Origin of the sequence: Terriglobus albidus, from assembly GCF_025685425.1 — a bacterium.
Classification (GTDB): domain Bacteria; phylum Acidobacteriota; class Terriglobia; order Terriglobales; family Acidobacteriaceae; genus Terriglobus; species Terriglobus albidus.
In genome coordinates this window covers 51,407-71,131 of record NZ_JAGTAS010000023.1, presented here as the reverse complement: position 1 = coordinate 71,131, position 19,725 = coordinate 51,407, and the positions used below count along the sequence as shown (strand labels likewise).

General features: G+C 57.9%; 17 protein-coding genes. 12 read left to right on the top strand and 5 right to left on the bottom strand.

The window, feature by feature from the left end; genetic code table 11:
* Positions 1–4: 4 nt before the first annotated feature.
* The 8 genes from OHL21_RS03145 to OHL21_RS03110 all read left to right on the top strand — a co-directional run bounded on the left by OHL21_RS03145 (position 5) and on the right by OHL21_RS03110 (position 11,477).
* Positions 5–601 carry a cytochrome c oxidase subunit 3 gene (locus tag OHL21_RS03145; protein ID WP_263415787.1) on the top strand — a complete coding sequence of 199 codons (597 nt, stop codon included), beginning with the start codon at positions 5–7 and terminating at the stop codon, positions 599–601.
* Positions 598–1,467 (top strand): cytochrome c oxidase subunit 4, encoded by an 870-nt coding sequence (locus OHL21_RS03140; protein WP_263415786.1) that lies wholly within the window; start codon positions 598–600, stop codon positions 1,465–1,467. The genes OHL21_RS03145 and OHL21_RS03140 overlap by 4 nt, the downstream gene beginning before the upstream one ends.
* A complete protein-coding gene (locus tag OHL21_RS03135) occupies positions 1,464–2,216 on the top strand; it encodes a c-type cytochrome (RefSeq protein WP_263415785.1) in 753 nt (250 codons plus the stop codon). The genes OHL21_RS03140 and OHL21_RS03135 overlap by 4 nt, the downstream gene beginning before the upstream one ends.
* A 13-nt stretch (positions 2,217–2,229) precedes the next feature.
* Positions 2,230–2,868, top strand: a complete 639-nt coding sequence (locus OHL21_RS03130) for a QcrA and Rieske domain-containing protein (RefSeq protein WP_263415784.1) — start codon at positions 2,230–2,232, stop codon at positions 2,866–2,868.
* A complete protein-coding gene (locus tag OHL21_RS03125; protein ID WP_263415783.1) occupies positions 2,835–4,346 on the top strand; it encodes a cytochrome b N-terminal domain-containing protein in 1,512 nt (503 codons plus the stop codon). The genes OHL21_RS03130 and OHL21_RS03125 overlap by 34 nt, the downstream gene beginning before the upstream one ends.
* A gap of 18 nt (positions 4,347–4,364) precedes the next feature.
* Complete coding sequence (locus OHL21_RS03120; protein WP_263415782.1) at positions 4,365–5,222, top strand: cytochrome c oxidase assembly protein; 858 nt, start codon at positions 4,365–4,367, stop codon at positions 5,220–5,222.
* 740 nt (positions 5,223–5,962) lie between these two features.
* On the top strand, positions 5,963–8,431 hold the full coding sequence (locus OHL21_RS03115) for an ADOP family duplicated permease (protein ID WP_263415781.1): 2,469 nt from the start codon (positions 5,963–5,965) through the stop codon (positions 8,429–8,431).
* A gap of 586 nt (positions 8,432–9,017) precedes the next feature.
* Positions 9,018–11,477, top strand: coding sequence for an Ig domain-containing protein (locus tag OHL21_RS03110; protein WP_263415780.1), 2,460 nt, complete (start codon positions 9,018–9,020; stop codon positions 11,475–11,477).
* Between the two features lie 153 nt (positions 11,478–11,630).
* Here OHL21_RS03110 and OHL21_RS03105 read toward each other — a convergent pair whose 3' ends face one another.
* The 4 genes from OHL21_RS03105 to OHL21_RS03090 form a co-directional block, all read right to left on the bottom strand.
* On the bottom strand, positions 11,631–12,569 hold the full coding sequence (locus tag OHL21_RS03105) for a translation factor GTPase family protein (protein WP_263415779.1): 939 nt from the start codon (positions 12,567–12,569) through the stop codon (positions 11,631–11,633).
* A gap of 350 nt (positions 12,570–12,919) precedes the next feature.
* Positions 12,920–13,762 (bottom strand): GDSL-type esterase/lipase family protein, encoded by an 843-nt coding sequence (locus tag OHL21_RS03100; RefSeq protein WP_263415778.1) that lies wholly within the window; start codon positions 13,760–13,762, stop codon positions 12,920–12,922.
* A 136-nt stretch (positions 13,763–13,898) separates the two neighbouring features.
* A complete protein-coding gene (locus tag OHL21_RS03095) occupies positions 13,899–14,558 on the bottom strand; it encodes a response regulator (protein ID WP_263415777.1) in 660 nt (219 codons plus the stop codon).
* Positions 14,555–14,935: a sensor histidine kinase gene (locus tag OHL21_RS03090; protein WP_263415776.1), complete on the bottom strand. Its 381-nt coding sequence runs from the start codon at positions 14,933–14,935 to the stop codon at positions 14,555–14,557. The genes OHL21_RS03095 and OHL21_RS03090 overlap by 4 nt, the downstream gene beginning before the upstream one ends.
* On the opposite strand from OHL21_RS03090, the gene OHL21_RS03085 reads away from it, so the two are divergent.
* Positions 14,916–15,779, top strand: a complete 864-nt coding sequence (locus tag OHL21_RS03085) for an efflux RND transporter permease subunit (RefSeq protein WP_263415775.1) — start codon at positions 14,916–14,918, stop codon at positions 15,777–15,779. The two genes, OHL21_RS03090 and OHL21_RS03085, sit on opposite strands and share 20 nt — an antisense overlap.
* Before the next feature lie 332 nt (positions 15,780–16,111).
* On the opposite strand, the gene OHL21_RS03080 is transcribed toward OHL21_RS03085, so the two are convergent.
* On the bottom strand, positions 16,112–16,726 hold the full coding sequence (locus OHL21_RS03080) for a TetR/AcrR family transcriptional regulator (protein ID WP_263415774.1): 615 nt from the start codon (positions 16,724–16,726) through the stop codon (positions 16,112–16,114).
* Between the two features lie 65 nt (positions 16,727–16,791).
* Here OHL21_RS03080 and OHL21_RS03075 point away from each other — a divergent pair, with 65 nt between their 5' ends.
* The 3 genes from OHL21_RS03075 (at position 16,792) to OHL21_RS03065 (ending at position 19,425) form a co-directional block, all read left to right on the top strand.
* Entirely contained in the window at positions 16,792–17,442 is a 651-nt protein-coding gene (locus OHL21_RS03075; protein ID WP_263415773.1) for a DUF2306 domain-containing protein, read from the top strand.
* A gap of 286 nt (positions 17,443–17,728) precedes the next feature.
* Positions 17,729–18,382 (top strand): HD domain-containing protein, encoded by a 654-nt coding sequence (locus OHL21_RS03070; RefSeq protein ID WP_263415772.1) that lies wholly within the window; start codon positions 17,729–17,731, stop codon positions 18,380–18,382.
* 83 nt (positions 18,383–18,465) lie between these two features.
* Complete coding sequence (locus tag OHL21_RS03065; protein WP_263415771.1) at positions 18,466–19,425, top strand: GlxA family transcriptional regulator; 960 nt, start codon at positions 18,466–18,468, stop codon at positions 19,423–19,425.
* The last annotated feature ends 300 nt before the right edge of the window (positions 19,426–19,725 follow it).

Genomic DNA, 19,725 nt, shown 5'->3' with positions numbered 1-19,725 from the left:
GCACATGAGTACTATCCCTCTTCAACACGAATCGCTCGCTGCCACATGGCGTCTGCCTTCGCGCGGCCGCATCGGAATGGCCTCTCTCATCGTGGCAGAAAGCGCGATCTTCACGATCTTTGTGGTTGCCTACATCTACTACATGGGCCGCGATGTCTCCGGACCGAAGCCGCATGATGTTCTGGAGGTGCCCGTCTTCGGCACCATCTGCCTGCTTTCCAGCAGCTTCTTCATCTGGCTTGCAGAGCACGCTATCGCCCACGGCAATATGCGCTCCTTCCGCATCTGGTGGGCCATCACTTTCCTGCTCGGAGCGATCTTCCTGGGCACAACCGCACAGGAGTGGCACAAGCTGATCACTGTCGATCATCTGACGGTCAGCACCAACCTTTTCGGAACGACCTATTACTCGCTGGTCGGGCTGCACGCGACGCATGTGGCGGTCGGCCTGATCCTCTTGCTTACCGTTCTGCTGTTTGCGCTGGCCGGCAAAGTTCAAACGCGGCACAGCGAACGCGTGCAGGTGCTTGCGCTCTACTGGCACTTCGTCGATGCCGTATGGGTGGTTGTCTTCACGCTCGTCTACCTGGTAAGCCGATGAACGATACACACACATCGCCGCCTCATCACTCTCATGAAATCCACACGGGGACAGTGCATCTGCCTGCGCCCACGGCCTGGCCCATTCTGCTGGCTCTGGGCGTGATGTTGCTGGTCGGCTCGCTGGTCATGAGCCTATGGATCGCCGCTCTCGGCGCGTTCCTGTTGGTCGTCTCTGCTGTTGGCTGGTTCCGTGAGGTGCTGCCCCATGAAAAACACGTGGACGTCCCGGTCCAGCATGAAATCGCCGAGATCGAGCCTTCTCGCGCAGGAGTCGCCCGCATCGAGGTCGATGAGACCCACCGGGCACAACTTCCATTGGAGACATTCCCGATCTCGGCGGGCATCAAGGGAGGCATCGCCGGTGGAATCGTGATGCTGATTCCGGCGGAGATCTATGGCCTGCTGCGGTATCACAGCCTCTGGTATGTGGTGAACCTGCTGGGCGGCGCGGGCGTTGCCGGCTGGGCAAACCCCACGCCTGAGCAACTCACGCACTTCCGCCTGGGCGCCTTCATCACGGCCAACATCATTCAGGGAGCCACCACACTGCTGGTAGGTGTGCTTTACGGAGCTCTGCTTCCTGTCTGGCCGCGGCGGCCCATCCTGCTCGGCGGCATCGTCGCTCCTGTGCTTTGGACAGGATTGCTGCATAACGTGCTCGGTATCGTAAATCCGTATCTCCAGCAGAACATCGACTGGTGGTCGTTTGCCGCATCACAGGTGGTGTTTGGTGTTGTTGCAGGCTACGTTGTTTCGCGCACCGGCAATCTCCGGCGGCTCCATCAGGCGCCGCTGGCGATTCGGCTGGGAGTGGAATCGCCTGGACTGGCGGGCCACAAAACCGAGGAGGACGACCGGCAATGAAGGGCCTCGGACTCGTACTGCTGGCGGCGACTGCTCTCTCCGGCTGCCACATGCCAGGCCGTCCGGCGCCGGGCCCGGAGGTTCCACGGCCTGAGTCCGTCATGTCTTTCGCGCAGCTCTACGGCGAAAATTGCTCCGGCTGCCACGGCGCCGACGGGCGTAACGGCTCCGCAATGGAGCTGGGTAATCCTGTCTACCTGGCCATCATTGACGATGCGGCGTTACGAAACATCATTGCGAACGGAGAAAAGGGCACGCTGATGCCCGGGTTTGGCAACGCTGCAGGTGGAAGCCTTACGGACAAACAGATCGATGCCCTGGTGAGCGGCATGCGCGCGCGGTGGGCAAAGCCGAACGTGCTCGCCGGTATGACAGCGCCGCCATGGAAAGCGTCGCAACCGGGCGATGCCACCCACGGCGCCGCCGTGTACACCCAGGCGTGTGCCCGCTGCCACGGCAACACATCGCAACAGCCGGGCGCAGCCGGAAGCATTCTGGACGGCTCGTTCCTTGCGCTGGTCAACGACCAGACCATCCGCACCATTGTGATTGCAGGACGCGACGACATCGGCCAGCCCGACTGGCGCAACGTCCTACTCGGCCGCGCGCTCACAGACGCAGAGATTACCGACCTCACCGCCTGGCTGATCGCGCAAACACCACCGCATCCCGGGCATCCCTACCCAAGTACACAGCCGACTGCGGAGCGCCCCGGAGAACAACAACCACTCGCAACCCACACGCAATAAGCAGGAGATCGGCATGGACGAAAAACTGCCACCACCGTCACCCCAGGAGCAGCAACAGTTGCTTGAGCGTGATCGCATCTCACGACGATCGTTTCTGATGAATGTCGGCCTCGCCATCAATGGCATGGTGGGCGTGCTGCTTGCGGTGCCGGTTGTTGCCTACATCCTGGGTCCGGTAATGCGGCGGCGCGAATACCTCACATGGATCGACCTGGGCGATGCCGCGAAGTTCAATCCGGGCGAGACAAAGCTGGTCAGCTTCCGCAATCCCTTTACCAACGAATGGGATGGCGAAACCGCGAACATCCCTGCTTATGTCCGCACCGAGGCACACGGTCGCTACACGGTCTTCGCGGTGAATTGTGCACATCTCGGTTGCCCTGTTCGCTGGTTCTCCGAATCGCAGCTCTTTATGTGTCCGTGCCACGGAGGCGTGTACTACGCAGACGGAAGCCGCGCCTCGGGCCCACCGGAACGCGGCCTCTTCGAATACCCGACAAAGATAGAAAACGGACACCTCTTCATCGAAGCCGGGCAGATGCCAACGCTCTCCAACAGCGCCGCACTCCGCCCATGCAGTGAGAAAAGCCAACCCACGCTGGTAAAGAGGATCGCGCCATGCCCTGGTACCGACGAACCTACGATTGGTTAGAACGCCGCCTGCAGCTCGAAGGTCCCATCAAAGATGCCGTGCTGCATCCTGTACCGAAAAGCACCGCAAGCTGGTGGTACGTCTTCGGCAGCGCCAGTGCAGTCTTGCTCGTGCTGCAGGTGGTCACCGGCATTCTGCTGGCGCTGGTTTACAGCCCCTCTGCCTCGCACGCCTGGAATATTCTGCAGATGCTCAATCATCAGGTGCCGTTGGGCTGGTTCCTGCGCGCCATGCACGGCTGGGGATCGAACTTCATGGTCGCGATTGTGGTCATCCACATGGCGCAGGTCTTCCTTTTTGGGGCATACAAATTTCCGCGCGAGCTCACCTGGATCATCGGAGTCTTCCTTCTGTTGCTCACGCTGGGTATGGCCTTCACGGGCCAGGTGCTGCGCTTCGACCAGGATGCCTACTGGGGTCTGGCCATTGGCGCTTCCATTCTTGGCCGTGTGCCCTGGATCGGCGGACAACTTGTCCACCTGATGCTGGGCGGTCCCATCATCAATGGCGCTACGCTTACCCGTTTCTTCGCGTTGCATGTCTTCATCCTTCCCGGCACCCTGCTTGTGCTCACAGGTCTGCATGTCTGGATGGTCGTGAAGCTCGGTATCAACGAATGGCCGATGCCCGGCAGGCTGGTGCGCCGCGAAACGTATATCCAGGAGTACAACGAACTCGCTCATAAGGACGGCCTGCCATTCTTTCCCGGCGCAGCGTGGAAGGATGCCTACTTCGCCGCAGCGATCCTGCTTGCCGTCGCGCTTTGCGCAGCCTACTTCGGTCCATATGGGCCAACCGGCACGCCGGATCCTACGATCATCAATACGGTCCCCAAGCCTGACCCGCCCTTCCTCTGGATCTACACCGTGCTTTCCTATCTGCCTCCGGAGATGGAGACGCCGTTCCTGCTCATCGTTCCGCCGCTCGCCATCGCCGTGCTGCTGGGCCTGCCATTTGTTGCAGGCGTCGGCGAGAAGAGTTGGTGGCGTCGTCCGGTCGCGGTCTTCAGCGTGATGTTTCTCGCAGTCTGCTGGGCCTCGTTCACGCATCTTGCCACGTACACGCCGTGGAGTCCGAAGATGAACGCCTGGAGCGGTGCGCCTATACCCACAGCCTTCCTGGAGCGCCGAACGCCGCTTGAACGGCAGGGCGCAAACGTTTTTCAGGAGAAACAATGCCGCAACTGTCATTCCATCGGCGGCTCCGGAGGGCTGCGTGGTCCTGCACTCGATGACGTGGCCACCCGGCTTACAGAAGACCAGCTCATCCGTCAGGTGCTGCTCGGCGGAGGCAACATGCCCGCTTACGGCAGTACGTTGTCGCCTCCGGAAACAACCGCGCTCGTCCGCTTTCTCAATACGCTGCACCCCAACTACCAGCCTGCGGCTTCGGATGCCTCGCGCGCTGTCGCTGGGCAAGGCGGCGTTCCTTCGGCATCGACTGTGGAACGTGGCAATGGCCAGCATAAAACTCAGTGAGGCGGAAACGTGCTCGCAATGGTTGAGACAAGTGATCTGTGGCGTGAATGGGATTGGGCTCCCATTCCGCTCGTGAGCGCGCTTCTTTCCAGCACGCTGTATCTGCGAGGCTGGGCCTCCGTGCGTCAGACGCATCCTCGCGAGCTGCCGGTGTGGAGAGCCGTGTGCTTCCAGTTGGGCCTGCTTCTTGCCTGGCTCGCGGTCTCTTCCCCCATTGGCGCCTTCGACGATTACCTTCTCAGCGCGCACATGCTGCAGCATTTCATCCTAATGTCGGCTGCGCCTCCGCTTATCGTTCTGGGAGCACCCGTCGTTCCGCTGTTGCGAGGAGTTCCGCGACCTATCCTGAGTGGAGTCCTGCGGCCGTGGATGTGGTCAGGTCTCCGGAAAGCAGGGCGGATTCTGCTGCATCCCGCGTCTGTCTGGCTGCTGATGAACGGAACCTTCCTTGGCTGGCATGTCCCAGTCGCCTTCGAACGTACCTTCTCTTCTGAGCTGCTGCATAACCTGGAGCATGCGATGTTCCTCTTCACATCGTGTGCGTTCTGGTGGGTTGTGCTCGCCCCCTGGCCGGCAAAACGGGTATGGCCGGCCTGGACGATGATTCCCTATCTGCTTAGTGCGGATGTCCTGAATACGATCCTCTGTGCTCTGCTGATGTTCTCCGGCAGAATTTTTTACTCCTCGTACGCCAACGCGGACCGAATCACGAGGCTCAATCCACTGCAGGACCAGGTCGCCGCCGGTGGAGAGATGTGGGTCCTGAATTCTGCCATCTTTCTTGGATTCGCAGCTTTTATCACGATCGACCTGCTGGCAGGCAATAGAACCCGTATTCAGGAGAATCGGGTCACTGCACGAATGAATGCAGCTTGAAATAAGCTCTATGCCCAAAGAGAACCGCTCTAAGCGCTGAAGGCGCGTTCTATACCAGCCTGGGGCAACGCCCCAGGTTTTGGCACCCACAAGATCTCAAAGGGCTGAAGGCCCGCCCTATATTAGGAGCCTTCAATCCGGCCGTATCGTTTCGATAGGCATACAACGGTTTCACGAACCGTTTCGTTTGTGACGATCGGGGATTATAGACCGGGCCTTCAGCCCCAGCCCTTTCAAGGTCTTTGCAAAATGAGAAAAATGCGCCGCCAGATTTACTGACTTGGTTCTTTTGCGCGTTTAGTTGAAGGTTTGGCAAGGGAAATCATTTTGAGTTAATGCTGAGTGATACATCGAAATGCATCTCTCGATCTTTTAATAGCGACGAAGACAAATGAAAGGCGAACAGAAACATATCTTGGCCCCAAAGACCTTGAAAGGGCTGGCCTTCAGCCCTCTTACCGTCTCTCTATCTCCGTACCTGGGGCGTTGCCCCAGGCTGGTATAGAACGCGCCTTCAGCGCTTGATTCCGCAGCCTCTTCAGCCGTGCCGTATAAATTTGGCAAGACACGCGGCTTTAGACGCTAAGGAAGCAATCAGAGTTCTCGCTTGACACCTGCCCCAATATGTTGATATCAACATAAATTGTCGAGATGCTTCCCTGTGACGTCTCCAAATCTTCCCGGCTCACCCCGTAAGGCGGTAAACCGGTGGTTGCGAAGTCTGGAAATCGAGGATCTGTATGTCATTCTTCCGCGATCTGAAAATTGCTGTGCGTTCGCTGTGGCGCGTACGCACGCTGTGGTTTACCGTTGCTATCACACTGGCACTCGGAATCGGCGCCAATGCAGCCATCTTCAGCGTGGTGCGTGCGGTTCTGCTGCGGCCGCTGGCGAATCGTGACGAAGATCGCCTACTCTACGTTCGGCAGAGCGCGCCCGGCCTCAACGTACCGAACACAAACTTCTCGATTCCTGAGATCGACGATCTTGGCAAAGGCCTCAAGACCATTACGGAGCTTGGCACCTTCTCCTCGGTCGACTTCACGATCATCGGCCTGGGTACGCCACGCGAGATCCCGGCGGGCGTCGTGGACGGACACTACTTTGAAGTGATGGGCCTGCGTCCGGTGCTGGGCCGTCTGCTGACGACCTCCGATGATGGCCCTAATGCAGCGGGAGCGGTCGTGCTGACCTATCGTTTCTGGAAGGAATCCCTTCACGGCGATCCGGGTGTGCTCGGCAAGCAGGTGCACTTAGAAAGTTTCGGCGGGCCACGCAACGCAACCATCGTCGGCGTGCTGGAACCTTCGGTGCCTTATCCCGTCGTCACTGAGATCATCGCCAATGTCGTCACCAGCCCGCATCATCTTTCGGCCACCATGGTCGCAGGCCGCGAGCATCGCATGACGGAGGTATTTGCCCGCCTGGCGCCAGGCGCCACATTAGAAGCTGCACGCTCAGAGCTGCGCGCACGTGAAGCCGCCATTGTGGCCGCACATCCTGACGTATACAAACCTGACAATCATTATCAGATCGATGTGAAGCGCATGCATGACCAGATCAATGCGCGCGCCAACACTGTTTTGTGGGTGCTCTTCGCCGCCGCGGGCCTGCTGTTCCTGATCGCGTGCTCCAATGTTGCCAACCTCGTGCTCGCCCGCACCGTGCGCCGCGAATCTGAGCTCGCCGTACGGGCTGCGCTCGGAGCCAGCACGGCATCGCTGCGCCGTTCGCTCTTGGCTGAAAGCCTGGTCCTCTGTGGCAGCGGAGTGCTGGCAGCACTTCTTCTTGCGTGGCCCGCGGTTGCCGTTCTGGGCCGCTATGCCGCACGCTTTTCGGTGCGCGCCGATGGATTGACACTCGACTTTAATCTTGTGTGGTTCGGTATTGCGCTTGCGCTGGTCGCAGCAATTTTCCTCGCGTATGTACCTCGGCTGCCTTCAACGCGCGGCCAGCTTGGCACGAGCCTCACCAGCGGTGGATCACGCGGCAGCACGGGAAGCAGCAACCGGCGGCTGCGGGTCTTCGCCGTCATGCAGATCACCGCTTCGTTTCTTCTGCTGACCGGAGCCGCCGTACTGATGCGCACGCTCTATACGCTCGAAAATACGCGTCCGCCTTTCGACACTTCGCACGTTCTTGCCGTGAATCTGCCGGTGCTGACGTATGGCAGAACTCCTGAGCAGATCCAGAACTTCTATCACGATGTTGCGCGCCGTGTGAGCACGCTGCCTGGCGTGGCTCATGTCTCCACCGGCTTCAGCGTTCCCTGGCGTGACGATCAGGGACTCAACATCAGCTTCACCTTCGCAGCGCAGGGCGCCACGCGCAAGAATGGTGTGGATGACTGGCGGGCAAAGTTCCGGTCAATTTCACCGGGTTACTTCGAAACGCTGGGTGTTCCCTTCCTTGGAGGCCGTGACTTCAGAGACACGGATAAGGCCGGCTCGGAGCGCGTTGTCATCGTGAGTCAGAGCCTTGCAAAAGCGCTCTTCCCCAATGGGGATGCGCTGAATCGTGAGCTGCACTGGACCGATGGCGTGATGAAGTTCGTTGGCATCGGCTATGAGCCGCGCCGCATTGTCGGCGTCGTGCCTGACATCGACGACGAGAACATCATTCCCGCGCCCGCCATGACCATCTACCAGCCGACCGATCAGGAAGGCTGGCAGGGACGGCTCTTCGTGCGCACCCAAACCGATGATCCCTACGCGCTTGCGCCTACCATCACGCGTACGATTCATGAGATCTCCGCGGAACAGCCGGTAGAGAAGGCCAGCACACTGGATGACATTCGCGCCGAGGTGATGACACCGGACAAGCTCAACGCCCTGGTCTTTGGTGGGTTCGCCGCCGTCGCCCTGTTGATCTCCATTGTCGGTGTTGCCGGTGTACTTGCATTCTCCGTGAGTGGCCGCACGCGCGAGTTTGGCATCCGCATCGCGTTGGGAGCGAAGCCGCAGAATATTCTGGCCGATGTTCTGCTGCAGGGACTTGCGATCGCCGGGATCGGCGTAGGCGCCGGCATTGTGTTCGGCATTGTCTTCGCGCAGGGAATCGCCAGATACATCGCTGAGGTGCGCCAGCCGGGGATTCTTGCCTTCATCCTCTCGGCCTTCGTCATCCTGGCCGCAGCCGTGATCGCATCTGCTGTGCCGGCCGCTCGCGCCGCTCGCGTCAACGCCGTAGAAGCCTTGCGCTCGGAGTAACAGTTCAACCGATGAAGCCGTTGGCAAACGGCAAGAGCGAGTGAGTTGCGAAGTTCTGCTTGATGCATCGCATCTACTGCATCGACCCCTTGCGTCCGCGGAATCGTGAAACCAACTGCGCCACCATCGAAAGAGATTTGCTGATACCTCGATAGTTACGAACACGGCGATCATCTGGATCGGTGTTAGCAGCTTGCCCTTTGAATGAGCTAACCTTGTTACGCTCGTTTATGCGCACGAAAGAGGAATTACGGTGAGCCGCAAAAGCATTCTTCTTCTAATTCCCATTGCCTTGATTTCTGTTTTTGTTCCTATGACAGGTTGCAGTAGTGGTAGCAAAAGCCAACCAACGATTGGTTCAGTTGCCGCTTCATGCACTCCTGCCAGTATTCTGACCGGGCAGACCAGCCAGTGCTCGGCTGCGGTTTCTGGAACAGGGAGCTACAGCACATCGGTTACGTGGTCCGTCAGTCCAACAAACATAGGGGCGGTCAGCGCTTCCGGAGTCTTTACGCCTGCGTCTGTGGGAACGGCGACGATAACCGCCACATCTACAGAGGATTCGACCAAATCAGGCAACGCAACGGTGATCGTGGCCCTTCCGGCTCCATCAAACCTGATCTATCCGCAGACCACGATCTCCGCCAGCGTGGGGCAGGCCATTACGCCAGCTATACCTACTGTCTCCGGGACGGTAAGTTCCTATAGCGTCAGCCCAGCGCTGCCTGCGGGCCTGAGCCTGAGCACCACCACCGGCGTAATCTCCGGGACCCCCACCAGCGTTGTAGCTCAGACCACCTACACGGTCACGGCGACAAATGCCGCCGGCTCCACTACGGCAAGCTTGACGATTGCCGTAACCCCGGCGGCTCCGTCGAAGTTGGTTTATCCGCGAACGACGATCCAAGCCAGCGTGGGACAGGCCATCATGCCAGATATACCTACTGTCTCCGGGACGGTAAGTTCCTACAGCGTCAGTCCGGCGCTGCCTGCGGGCCTAAGTCTTAACACCACGACCGGCGCAATCTCCGGTACGCCCACGACCGTTGCGGCTCAGACCACCTATACCGTCGCGGCGGCCAATGCCGGCGGTTCCACGACCGCGAACATAAAGATTACCGTCATTCAAGCCCCGAACTTCTTGCTCGAACTGGGCCATACCAGCTCTATCTATGCAATTCGCGTCGAAGGTGATGATGTACTCAGTGCAGACCAGGACGGTCATTGGGCCTTGTGGAATTACACTTCAGGTGCACTTCTTGCCAATGGTGACGACATTCAACCAAACGGTTTTCTTGTTGAGAATCCCATCGATATGAAGGGCCAGACTGTTGTCGATGGTGTTACAAACGGATTGGAAATCCGCGCTGCAGCAGACGGACATGTACTCTCCATGATTGCATTTCCCGGATTGAACACTACGATAGTCCATGGCCCCTGGTGGAGATTGGCCTCGGATGGTAGCTATGTCTGTATCGGATCCAGCACAGGGCTGTTTATCTATACGCCCTCTGGCCAACTCGCTGCCTCCAAATCAGGTGACTACTCCCTGGCAAATATTTTTCCGGCTCCGGGTCAAGTGCTCGTTGCCTTGGGGCCCGCAGGCCAGAACGTGATCGAATCGATCTCGGCAGTGAATGGCACATCTTCCGTCAGCCCAGCGTTCTCCGGGCAATTCAATTCGTGGTTTTTGGACGGGGGACGTTTTCTGACAAACCTGTCGACGACAGTCTGGGTTTACTCCAATACCGGTGTACAACAAGCGCTTGTCACGCTGCCAACAATATCGAACCTCACCGGTCAAGGCAATTGGATTTGGACCTATGCGAGCAGCACACCGGGGTATCCATTGGAAGTCTACTCGATTGGGTCTCAAACTCCATCTTTGAGCTATAGCGGCTATGCGGATACAGTAGCCATTGCCTCTGGGACATCCATTGGCATTTTGCCTTACGGAACAGGACAAGTCAGCGTGATAGATTTGTCTGGTTCGACTCCCCAAGAGATCGACTACACCGTTCCCATTGCATACCTTAGTGCGTTCGCGACCAGTTCAAGTTCTCGTTGGATGGTGGGAAATGCACATGGCGCCCTTCTTGACGGAGCAAGCTTGTCAAGTACGCCTCGCTACTTGGGACAAGGTTCGGCCTGGAGTATCGCAGGCACATCAGGCAGCGTGGCAATCAGCACATCAATCGGGAAAATCTCGGTTTTCGACCCCTATCAGTCTACGTTGAAAGAAACGATCAACTTTTCGAGCGGGAAGCTAGCTCTCTCGTCGGATGGGACTGTTCTGGGCGCATCCGCTAACGCAAATGATCATCAGTACGAAACAGACCGGACGCTCAATTTCTATTCGCTGCCGTCCGGGAATGTGATCAGCAGCTTCCCATACAGCCTTCTCCCATACAGCCCTGGGGGGCCAGCTTACACTGCTTTGTTTGACTTCTCTCTTGCCGCATCCGGCGCCACAATCGGCCGGGTAACCGGAACCTGGTCCGGCAGTGCTTGGTCTTATGATCGGAAGGTGACTTCCATCACCGGCGGTTCAGCCATCTGGTCTGATAGCGGATCAACTATTGCTTCTCCAGCTTCATATGTTGATCCCGTCCTGCTTTCCCCTGACGGGACACTGATCGCCGTATACACAGGGACATCCGGTCCACAGTCCGCCACAAGTATATTCAAAAATGGCACATTGATCACGGCGGTTCCCGGTGTTGCCGTCGGGTGGATCGATAACAATCGGATTCTGGTAAATCAATACGTTTTTGCCAATTCTGGGCCGCCAATTATCCAGTACAGTGGCTGCACAATCTATAGCTCTGCGGGTGTCCCGCTTGCCACGCCATCTCTCCCTGAACTGAAAAGTATTCAGATCGTTGATTCGGATTCTGTATACGATCCCTCCCGCAATGCTATCTACTCGCTGACCACCGGCCAATCTACCTGGACTGCTTCATTCCCGGGTTCAGGAGTGGGTGCGGTATCAGGAGCCTATGTTGTATATGAATCTGGACACAGTGTGGTGGTGGAAACCCCTTAGCATCGTTGCGGAGGATTTGGTAAAGCTTCCTAGACGTAGATAGGACACCTGAGGTCGGGTGGCTTGCGAAACACGGTACGACGTAATAGCGCACTGGATGCGTCGGGCGTCAAGCAATGATGTGAATCGGCGATTTGTGGGCTGCGGCCGCGATCAACCGACTTCGGAGTAGCCTCTCATCTTCATCGCAACCGCGCCACGCCGCGGGTCAGGCGGCCAGGGGGTCCGCACCCCAGTACCCGCCTCGCCGTCCGAGCCACGAGATCGTCGTACCGGTTCGTACCGCAGGAAGCGCGTGGTGTATCCGCTCCTGCCGCGTCCGCTGGAGCGCAGCACCTCCGCGACCGGAATTGCTGCGCGAATCAGCAATCCATCGACCGTCTGAGAGATCGACTCGATGCGTCCGTAGCGCGCGTGGATGTCTTCCATGACAGACGACATAAATGGTGTGGGTACGTCGATGGTGGCTTCCATCATTGGCTCCAGCACGACCGGCCTGGCACGTTGCGCTGCCTCACGAAAGGCCATTGCGCCTGCGATTTTAAGGCTCATCTGGTGGCGGCCAACCTCATCGCAATCGCTTGCGAGCAGCGTCACCTTCAGATCGACAAGTTCATAGCCCCGCAGAATGCCGCCCTGCGCTCCCTCTCGCACGCCGGCCTCAATCGCCTGAATCGACTGTTTGGCAATCGCTTCATTGTCCAGGTCATAACGAAACTGGAACCCGCTCCCCTGCGGACCAGCCTCTACCCGAAGCCGGCAATAACCATAGTTCCGGGAGCCGCCGGTCTCGCGGAGATACGAGTGTTCTGCTTCCGCAGATCCGAAAACTGTTTCCAGATAGTTAACTTTCAGATCGCCAGGCTCAGCCAGCTCTCGCTGAATAACTTTCAGACGAAGCTCCAGGAGCTGCAATTCGTCCTCTCCGCTGACGGACACCCGGTCGTGGTCGATATGGACTTCGGCCCTTAGTCTGGGATTTTCCTGGATAAGATCTTCGAGTTTCTGCCGGATGGAGACTCGCTCCTCCAACGGAATGGAATAAACCGAAAACGAGAGAATGCGATGAACGGCTCTGCCTGGCCGAGTCATGGGAATGCTCCCTCCTCAACAAAACCGCGAAGCCCAATCAAATGATGGCAACCATTGAGCCATAGGTGAAGAGCGAAAGCAACCGAAAGTTACCTCATTTCATAACCCCAAAAATCAGTCGGAGCTGAAAATGCAAAAAGAGGGAACCCGGAGGTTCCCTCTTTTACTGCTCGTTCCGTTTTAAAACAACAATCTCGCTCCAAGCGGGATACGGCGATTCGGGAAGTAGCTGCTGCTGCCCACAATCTTGCCGAAGTTAGTATTCGACATCGTTCCGTTCGGTTGGCCAGGTTTACACAGCAACCATCGCTCGAAATCGGCGAAGCACTACACCGCTTCCTCGAGGAGAATCATTTGATGCCAGCGCGATGATTCCCTGCGGCAAGTGTCTTCTCGATCGCCTTTTCGACCAGAGGCTCCATCAAGACGTAGCCTTCCGCCGTTGGATGAAGCCCGTCTTTGGTAATCTCAGCGCGCAGACGGTCTTTTCCATCGGAGACAGCATTGTAGAAGTCCACGTATTCATAGCCGCGTTGCGCTGCCTGATCTTTCAACCACGCATTGAGTTGCAGGATCTGGTCCGGCGGTCTGGTCTCCGTACGCTTCTGATAGACATCATTGATCGGAAGGATGGAGCATACGACCAAGGGAATATTATTCGCCTGCGCCAGTTCAAAGACGCTGAGGAAGTTTCCCTCGATAAATCCCAGCAGGTCGGGCACCTTGAAGGTCGCCAGATCATTCGTTCCGGCAAAGATCACCATTGCCGCCGGCTTTAACGCGATCACATCCGGACGCATGCGGATCAGCATCTGCGGTACATTCTGTCCGCCGATACCACGGTTGATGGGGATGAACTTATCGTGATCGTGTTGAAAATAGCTGCTGACCTTCGCTCCGCCCCAGTTGTGCGTAATGGAGTCTCCAAGGAACACAACCCGCGGCTTCACATCGGTTCGTTGCATCACCCTGGCATCATCCTCCGCATACCAGGAGATCGCCGCCCAGTCCGGCAGGCGCTGCTTCAATCGCTGCACATCGGCGGCGACACGCTGCACTTCCTGCTCCATGCGCTGGACCTCGTTCACACCGGTCGCCGTGGGAGGAGCATTGTCCGCGACAGGTGCGGGCACAGTCTGTCCATAGGCAGACGAGGTCACAACTCCCAGCAGAAGGAGAGCAAGAGTACGCATGAAGTCACCTTTCCGTTAGTCTAGCGTTACCACGCTATGGTTCCGATGGGACGTTGTCAACGGCATCCATTTCTGTCCGCAGAAGCGATCCAACTTCGAGCTATCGCATGTCGCACACCAGCTTCGGATTCCTGAACTAGGGATCGTTTCGCAGCCAGTCTGAGTATTTCTCAATTGCGATGCGGACCAGTTGGCTGCGCGTCCTTACGCCGGCCTTGTGAAATAACTCCTGGATAACGGCTTTGACATTGGTCTCTGAGACCTCCATCTTTGCCGCGATCTCTTTGTTCGCAAGCCCATCGAGTACACAGCGAAGCACGTCGCGCTGGCGGTCTGTCAGGTTACGCCCGGAAGCCTGCACCTCTGCGCTTTGAACAGAGTTTGCAATCAGGGAGCGAACGATTTCGGTCTCCAGCCACATCTCACCTCCGGCGACCTTTTGAATCGCTTCCACCAGTTGCCGCGTGCCGCTGTGTTTGTAGACGACTCCGGCAAGTCCCTCATTCAGAGCCCGGAACATGACGCTGTCTCGCATTCCGGCGGTCACCATCAGCACCCTGGTACTGATCTGCCTCCGCTGAAGCTCCTGCAGCAGCTCGGTTCCGAACTCGTTGCCGAGATCGTAGTCAAGCAACAGAACATCGATGGAGTTGTTGCTTAACAGCTCAAGGGCCTCCGCCAATGTGCCTCCATGAGCCACCACCTCGATCCCTGTCTCAGCCGAGAGCAGTCGCACCAGGCTCTCGCGAAAGAGGGTGTGGTCGTCGATGAGGACAATACGAATCGGCGAGTTCATCGTGTTCGCTCCATCTGTTGTGCCGTGGGGATCTCCATGACGAAGGCTGTACCGCGCGATACCGGCTCATAGCGAAGGTCACCACCGAAGGACCGCATAAACGCACGAGAGAGATAGAGGCCGAGCCCGGTCACCTGCGCACCCTCCTGGAAGGGATGGAAGAGCCGCTCCGGGTGAGCAACGCCACAGCCATTGTCCAGAAACTCAAGCAAAACACACCCATCTCCATGGCGAATGGAGATGGTGAGCACTTTATCCACCACCTGCGCCAAGGCACGAAGGCTGTTCGTCGTGAGATTGAGAAGCACCTGCATCAGGGTTGCACGATCGGCCCAGACCAGCGGAAGGTCCGGGGCGATGTCCCACAGTACAACCACATCCTGCTCCTGCAGCCAGGGTGTTACCACCACTCGAAAGTCATCCATCACCGATATCAGGTCAACCTCGCTCGCCGGATCTGGCGATCGCCGCAGTTCGACAGTCGCGATCTTCTCCAAGGTGCAGACGGTCGACGGCGCCGAGGCCATCTATCGCGAAGGCCAGCAGCGCTATATCGCAGTGAAGTACAGCGTCCGTGGCCGCGACCTTGGCAGTACGGTCGAAGAGGCCATTGCCAAAGTCAATAAGCAAGTTAAGCTTCCGCCGGGATATCACATCGACTGGGCCGGTGAATACGAGAGCCAGAAGCGCGCCAACAAGCGGCTGATGATCGTGCTGCCCATCACGGTGATGCTGATCTTTTTCATCCTGTACGCAATGTTCAAGTCGTTCAAGTGGGCGATGCTCATTCTGGCGAATGTTGCCATGGCGCCCATCGGCGGCCTGCTGGCGCTGCTGCTTACCGGAACTCACTTCAGCGTCTCCTCCGGGGTGGGCTTCCTGGCTCTCTTTGGAGTCTCGGTGCAGACCGGCGTCATCATGCTGGAGTACATCAATCAGCTCCGTGCGCGCGGAGCGTCTGTCGAAGAGTCGGCCATCGAAGGCGCCGTGCTGCGGCTGCGCCCCATCATGATGACCATGCTGGTGGCAACGCTCGGACTTCTGCCCGCAGCTATGTCGCGAGGCATCGGATCGGACTCGCAAAGACCCTTCGCCATCGTGATCGTCGGCGGATTGATTGCCGCGTTGCTCATCAGTGTCTTCCTGATGCCAACCCTTTATGTCTGGACCGCACGTGAGGAGGATGTACTGCCCGCGGTGGAAACCGAATTTATGAATTGACGACGAGATGAGTGATCAAGCCAGGTCTGCGAGGAACCGCAGACGCTCTTCACGGCGAAGATCGAAATACTCCTTTCCGTGGCTTTACAGGATCGGAGCGAGCCTGCTCGCCTTTCTCTTTCTCCTGGTCATCACCATCATTCTGGCCGGGGTTTTGAAGAGGAGCCCGTAACTCGGACCTCCGGGCACTCTTCGCTTAGCCTGCCGACGCGGAAGGGCGGCAGGCTACTTTTTGCCTGCTTGCCTCTTTGTAAGAAATTTGGGTATTCCAAACCCACCCTAGCGTTGCGAGGGTGGGGCACCCGGCAGTATAAACATCAAAAAATTCGCCCCTAAATCAAGATCCGCTCTGCCAGGCGCACCATTTGCTCCACGGCATCGTCCTCCGTCATACCCTCGGAGACGAAGATGTCGAAGAACTCGAACGAAGTGAAGGTGTAGAGAGCTGCGGCCGCTTCGCTGGGTGGCAGCGCCATCGCGCTTGCAAAACGGGTGGCGAGCACTTCGGCTGCCCCACGACGGCGTGCGTACCGGGATAAGACGGCCTGGCCAAATGCGAGATCGAGGGCGGCGATGCCGTGTATGCGGCGGATCAGCACACGTTCGTTGCGCCAGAACCGTGTAAACACACGCACAAACCCACGCACTGCAGTGCGTGCATCGGTTCCATGCATCACCTGACGCATCTCCTCAATACCGGCGCCCAGCGCGATCTGATCGAAAAGTGCCGTGATGATGCCTTCCTTATTGCCAAAGAGGTTGTTCAGCGTCTGCCGCGAGACGCCGCTCTTCGCCGAGAGATTCTCCATGGTGAACTCGGCCGCGCCACCCTTCTCCAACAGCTTTCGCGCCGTTCGCAACACCCGCTCGCGTGTCGTGTCAGATTGCAACGCGCGCTGCCCAAGCGTGTACGGACGTTTCACGGGCGGCGGTCGTCGGGGCGGCATGGAGATATTCTAGAGACTAATATTTAACTGGACAATACGTCTATTGAAATACTAGAGTGCTGTCCATGTCGACCGTGCCCCTGTCTTCATCCACAACACGGTTTCCACGATGGCTGCGGATCTTTTTCTGGTTCTGCATCGTCATCGCCATCGCCGTGGTGACGCGCCGTGTCGTCTCCTACCTGACGCCGGCTCGCAATGCGCCGCCCATGATGGTGAGTGTGGAAGAAGCGTTCATGAGCCGCAAGGCACTTACGCTGGCGCATATTCTTCCCGCGGGAGCGTTGGTGCTGTTGCTGCCGCTCGTTCTGCGTCGCCGACCTGGAAGGCGTCGCGGCCTGGAAGTCGCTGTCTATGCACTGGGGTTTGTCGTCGGCATCACTGCCTATGCGATGAGTGGGCATCCGGTCGGAGGCCTCATCGAGCGCTCCGCGGTGTTGTTCTTCAACACGCTCTATCTCTTCTGCCTGACACGGTCGTTTCTGCTATGGAGTTCCAAAGCGTTTCCATTGGCAGGCCGATGGCTGCTGCGCGCCATGGGCATCCTGCTGGGGATTGCGACGACGCGGCCGGTCATGGGCGTATTCTTTGCGACCAGCCGGCTGACCCATATGACACCGCAACAGTTCTTCGGCATCGCCTTTTGGATCGGCTTTTCCATCAATACGGTCGTCATTGAGTTGTGGTTGAGAAGACATCCTGTACTCCCGGAGTAATCCCTCCATTTTCTTTTGGGATGGGTGGGAGCATCGGGCTTCAGCCCGATGATTTGAGACAACTAGAACGATGGGCTTTTAGCCCTGGGCATTTGCATCCGTCAGGAGGAAGGCCCAGGGCTAAAGCCCACTTCATTAAAAGCCATATAGACCGTGGGCTGAAGCCCACGGCTCCCACCCATCCTTCCAAGCACTTAGCTATTATCCCGTGTCCGAAATTGCTGTGATTATGTCGTGGCATCCAACGCTTGCCGGCTCTAGGTTTGAGAGCAGGAGGTAGCAGATTATGACCACCGGCACCTTGCCCACCATCTCCGGAATCACTATCCCCGACAGCAAACTCGCGCAAGAGATTACGACCTTCATTCGCGACACCGAGACGCCGCTGCTCTTCAATCACTCCAGCCGCGTTTATCTCTTTGGCGCGCTCGCTGGTAAGCGCCGCGGATTGAGCTTCGATCCTGAGCTTCTCTATGCGGGTGCGATGTTCCATGACATCGGCCTGATGCCTTCCCACAGCAGCCCTCACGACCGCTTTGAGGTAGACGGAGCCAATGCTGCCCGCAAGTTTCTGCGCAGCTATAAGCTCCCCGAACAGGAGATCAATCAGGTATGGACAGCCATTGCGCTGCACACCACACCCGGTATTCCGCAGTACATGCATCCGGTCGTTGCTCTGGTGACGGCGGGCGTTGAGATGGACGTACTTGGCATCGACTACACCAGCTTTGCTGATGCCGACCGCGAAGCGGTGGTCAGCGCCTTTCCACGCACACCGCACTTCAAAGAAGACATTCTTCAGGCCTTCTACGACGGCATCCACCACAAGCCGGAGACTACGTTCGGCAACGTGAAGGCCGACGTACTCGCGGACAAGGACCCAAACTTTAAGCGTGGCAACTTCTGCAGTGTGATCCGCGACTCCATGTGGCGAGGCTAAGTTATAGCCTGCTGCTAAGCCGGCCCTCTCGATGGCATTATCGTGAGGTTGGAAGCTCATACCGCGTTCGTTAGAATCGCTGTATGAGGAAAGTTGTGATCGTCGGTCCTCCCCCGGTGCAGATTCTCGATGTCGCCGGACCGCTGGAGGTCTTCAGCAATGTCCCTGGATATGAGGTGCAACTGGCTCATCCAGGAGACGGCGACACACTCCCAACTCATCGTGGCTTCGGCCTTACCAATGCCATCCCCATTCATGAGATCAGCGGAAGGATCGACACGCTGATTGTTGTCGGTGGACCCGGAGCGGAGAACGGCATCTACGACAAAGACTTCATTGCGTGGATCGGCGAAGCGGGCGCCAAAGCAAGACGTGTTGCCGCCATCTGCACCGGGGCCTTCCTACTCGCCCAAGCCGGTCTCCTGAATGGTAGAAACGCTGTCACGCACTGGAACTTCTGTGACCGGCTCGCCAAGGAGTTTCCTGAGGTCACGGTAAAAGCCGAATCCATCTTCCTGAAGGACGGACCGATCTATACCTCCGCCGGCATCACCGCCGGTATCGATCTGTGCCTTGCGCTTATCGAAGAAGACCACGGCCATGAAGCCGCACTGCGGGTAGCTCGCTTCCTGGTCATGTTCCTGGTGCGGCCGGGCGGGCAATCGCAGTACAGCCACATGCTTTCGCATCAGGCGGTGACCTCTCAGCCGCTGCGTGAACTGCAGGTCTGGATGCTGGAGCATCTGCGCGAAGACCTCACTGTCGAAAAGCTTGCGGAGCGAATGGGAATGAGTGCACGCAACTTCACCCGCGTTTGCCTGCGCGAGACGCGAATGAATCCGGGACAGTTCGTCGACCGCATGCGGGTCGAAGCTGCACAGCAGATGATCGATAGTTCGTCGATGGGATTGAAGGAGATTGCGGATGCCTGTGGTTTCAGGTCCGCCGATGCGATGCGGCGTACGTTCCTTCGCGTGCTGGGGGTAACGGCGGGTGAGTATGTGAATCGGTTCCGGCGGAGCAGTACGGGGATAAACAAGTAGGGCTTTGCCGTATAGCTCGCGGCAAATATGTTGCGCATGGCGCAGCCATTTCGCACCGCAGGTGCGAATGTCTTGTTAAGGGCATGGCTTCAGCCGTGCGAAACAGCTACAAAAATAATCGCGGCTTTAGCCGCTGAGGCACCGTGTGATGGCGATGACCTCAGCGGCTTAAAGCCGCGTTCTTTGCTGGCCCGGCATGGGACGGCTGAAGCCGTCCCCTTAAGCACGGCATTCGCACTTGCAGTGCGAAACGGGATGCACTGTATAGATGGGTTTCACGTTCGTAGAATCTCATCCTGC

What these genes read in the sequence shown, in the direction of transcription:
- OHL21_RS03145 (WP_263415787.1), top strand. Translation starts at nt 5, where the DNA reads ATGAGTACTATCCCTCTTCAACACGAATCGCTCGCTGCCACATGGCGT.
- OHL21_RS03095 (WP_263415777.1), bottom strand. Translation starts at nt 14,558, where the DNA reads ATGAACTCGCCGATTCGTATTGTCCTCATCGACGACCACACCCTCTTT.
- OHL21_RS03065 (WP_263415771.1), top strand. Translation starts at nt 18,466, where the DNA reads ATGAGGAAAGTTGTGATCGTCGGTCCTCCCCCGGTGCAGATTCTCGAT.
- OHL21_RS03135 (WP_263415785.1), top strand. Translation starts at nt 1,464, where the DNA reads ATGAAGGGCCTCGGACTCGTACTGCTGGCGGCGACTGCTCTCTCCGGC.
- OHL21_RS03130 (WP_263415784.1), top strand. Translation starts at nt 2,230, where the DNA reads ATGGACGAAAAACTGCCACCACCGTCACCCCAGGAGCAGCAACAGTTG.
- OHL21_RS03085 (WP_263415775.1), top strand. Translation starts at nt 14,916, where the DNA reads ATGTCCCACAGTACAACCACATCCTGCTCCTGCAGCCAGGGTGTTACC.
- OHL21_RS03100 (WP_263415778.1), bottom strand. Translation starts at nt 13,762, where the DNA reads ATGCGTACTCTTGCTCTCCTTCTGCTGGGAGTTGTGACCTCGTCTGCC.
- OHL21_RS03070 (WP_263415772.1), top strand. Translation starts at nt 17,729, where the DNA reads ATGACCACCGGCACCTTGCCCACCATCTCCGGAATCACTATCCCCGAC.
- OHL21_RS03080 (WP_263415774.1), bottom strand. Translation starts at nt 16,726, where the DNA reads ATGCCGCCCCGACGACCGCCGCCCGTGAAACGTCCGTACACGCTTGGG.
- OHL21_RS03125 (WP_263415783.1), top strand. Translation starts at nt 2,835, where the DNA reads ATGCCCTGGTACCGACGAACCTACGATTGGTTAGAACGCCGCCTGCAG.
- OHL21_RS03105 (WP_263415779.1), bottom strand. Translation starts at nt 12,569, where the DNA reads ATGACTCGGCCAGGCAGAGCCGTTCATCGCATTCTCTCGTTTTCGGTT.
- OHL21_RS03120 (WP_263415782.1), top strand. Translation starts at nt 4,365, where the DNA reads ATGGTTGAGACAAGTGATCTGTGGCGTGAATGGGATTGGGCTCCCATT.
- OHL21_RS03075 (WP_263415773.1), top strand. Translation starts at nt 16,792, where the DNA reads ATGTCGACCGTGCCCCTGTCTTCATCCACAACACGGTTTCCACGATGG.
- OHL21_RS03140 (WP_263415786.1), top strand. Translation starts at nt 598, where the DNA reads ATGAACGATACACACACATCGCCGCCTCATCACTCTCATGAAATCCAC.
- OHL21_RS03115 (WP_263415781.1), top strand. Translation starts at nt 5,963, where the DNA reads ATGTCATTCTTCCGCGATCTGAAAATTGCTGTGCGTTCGCTGTGGCGC.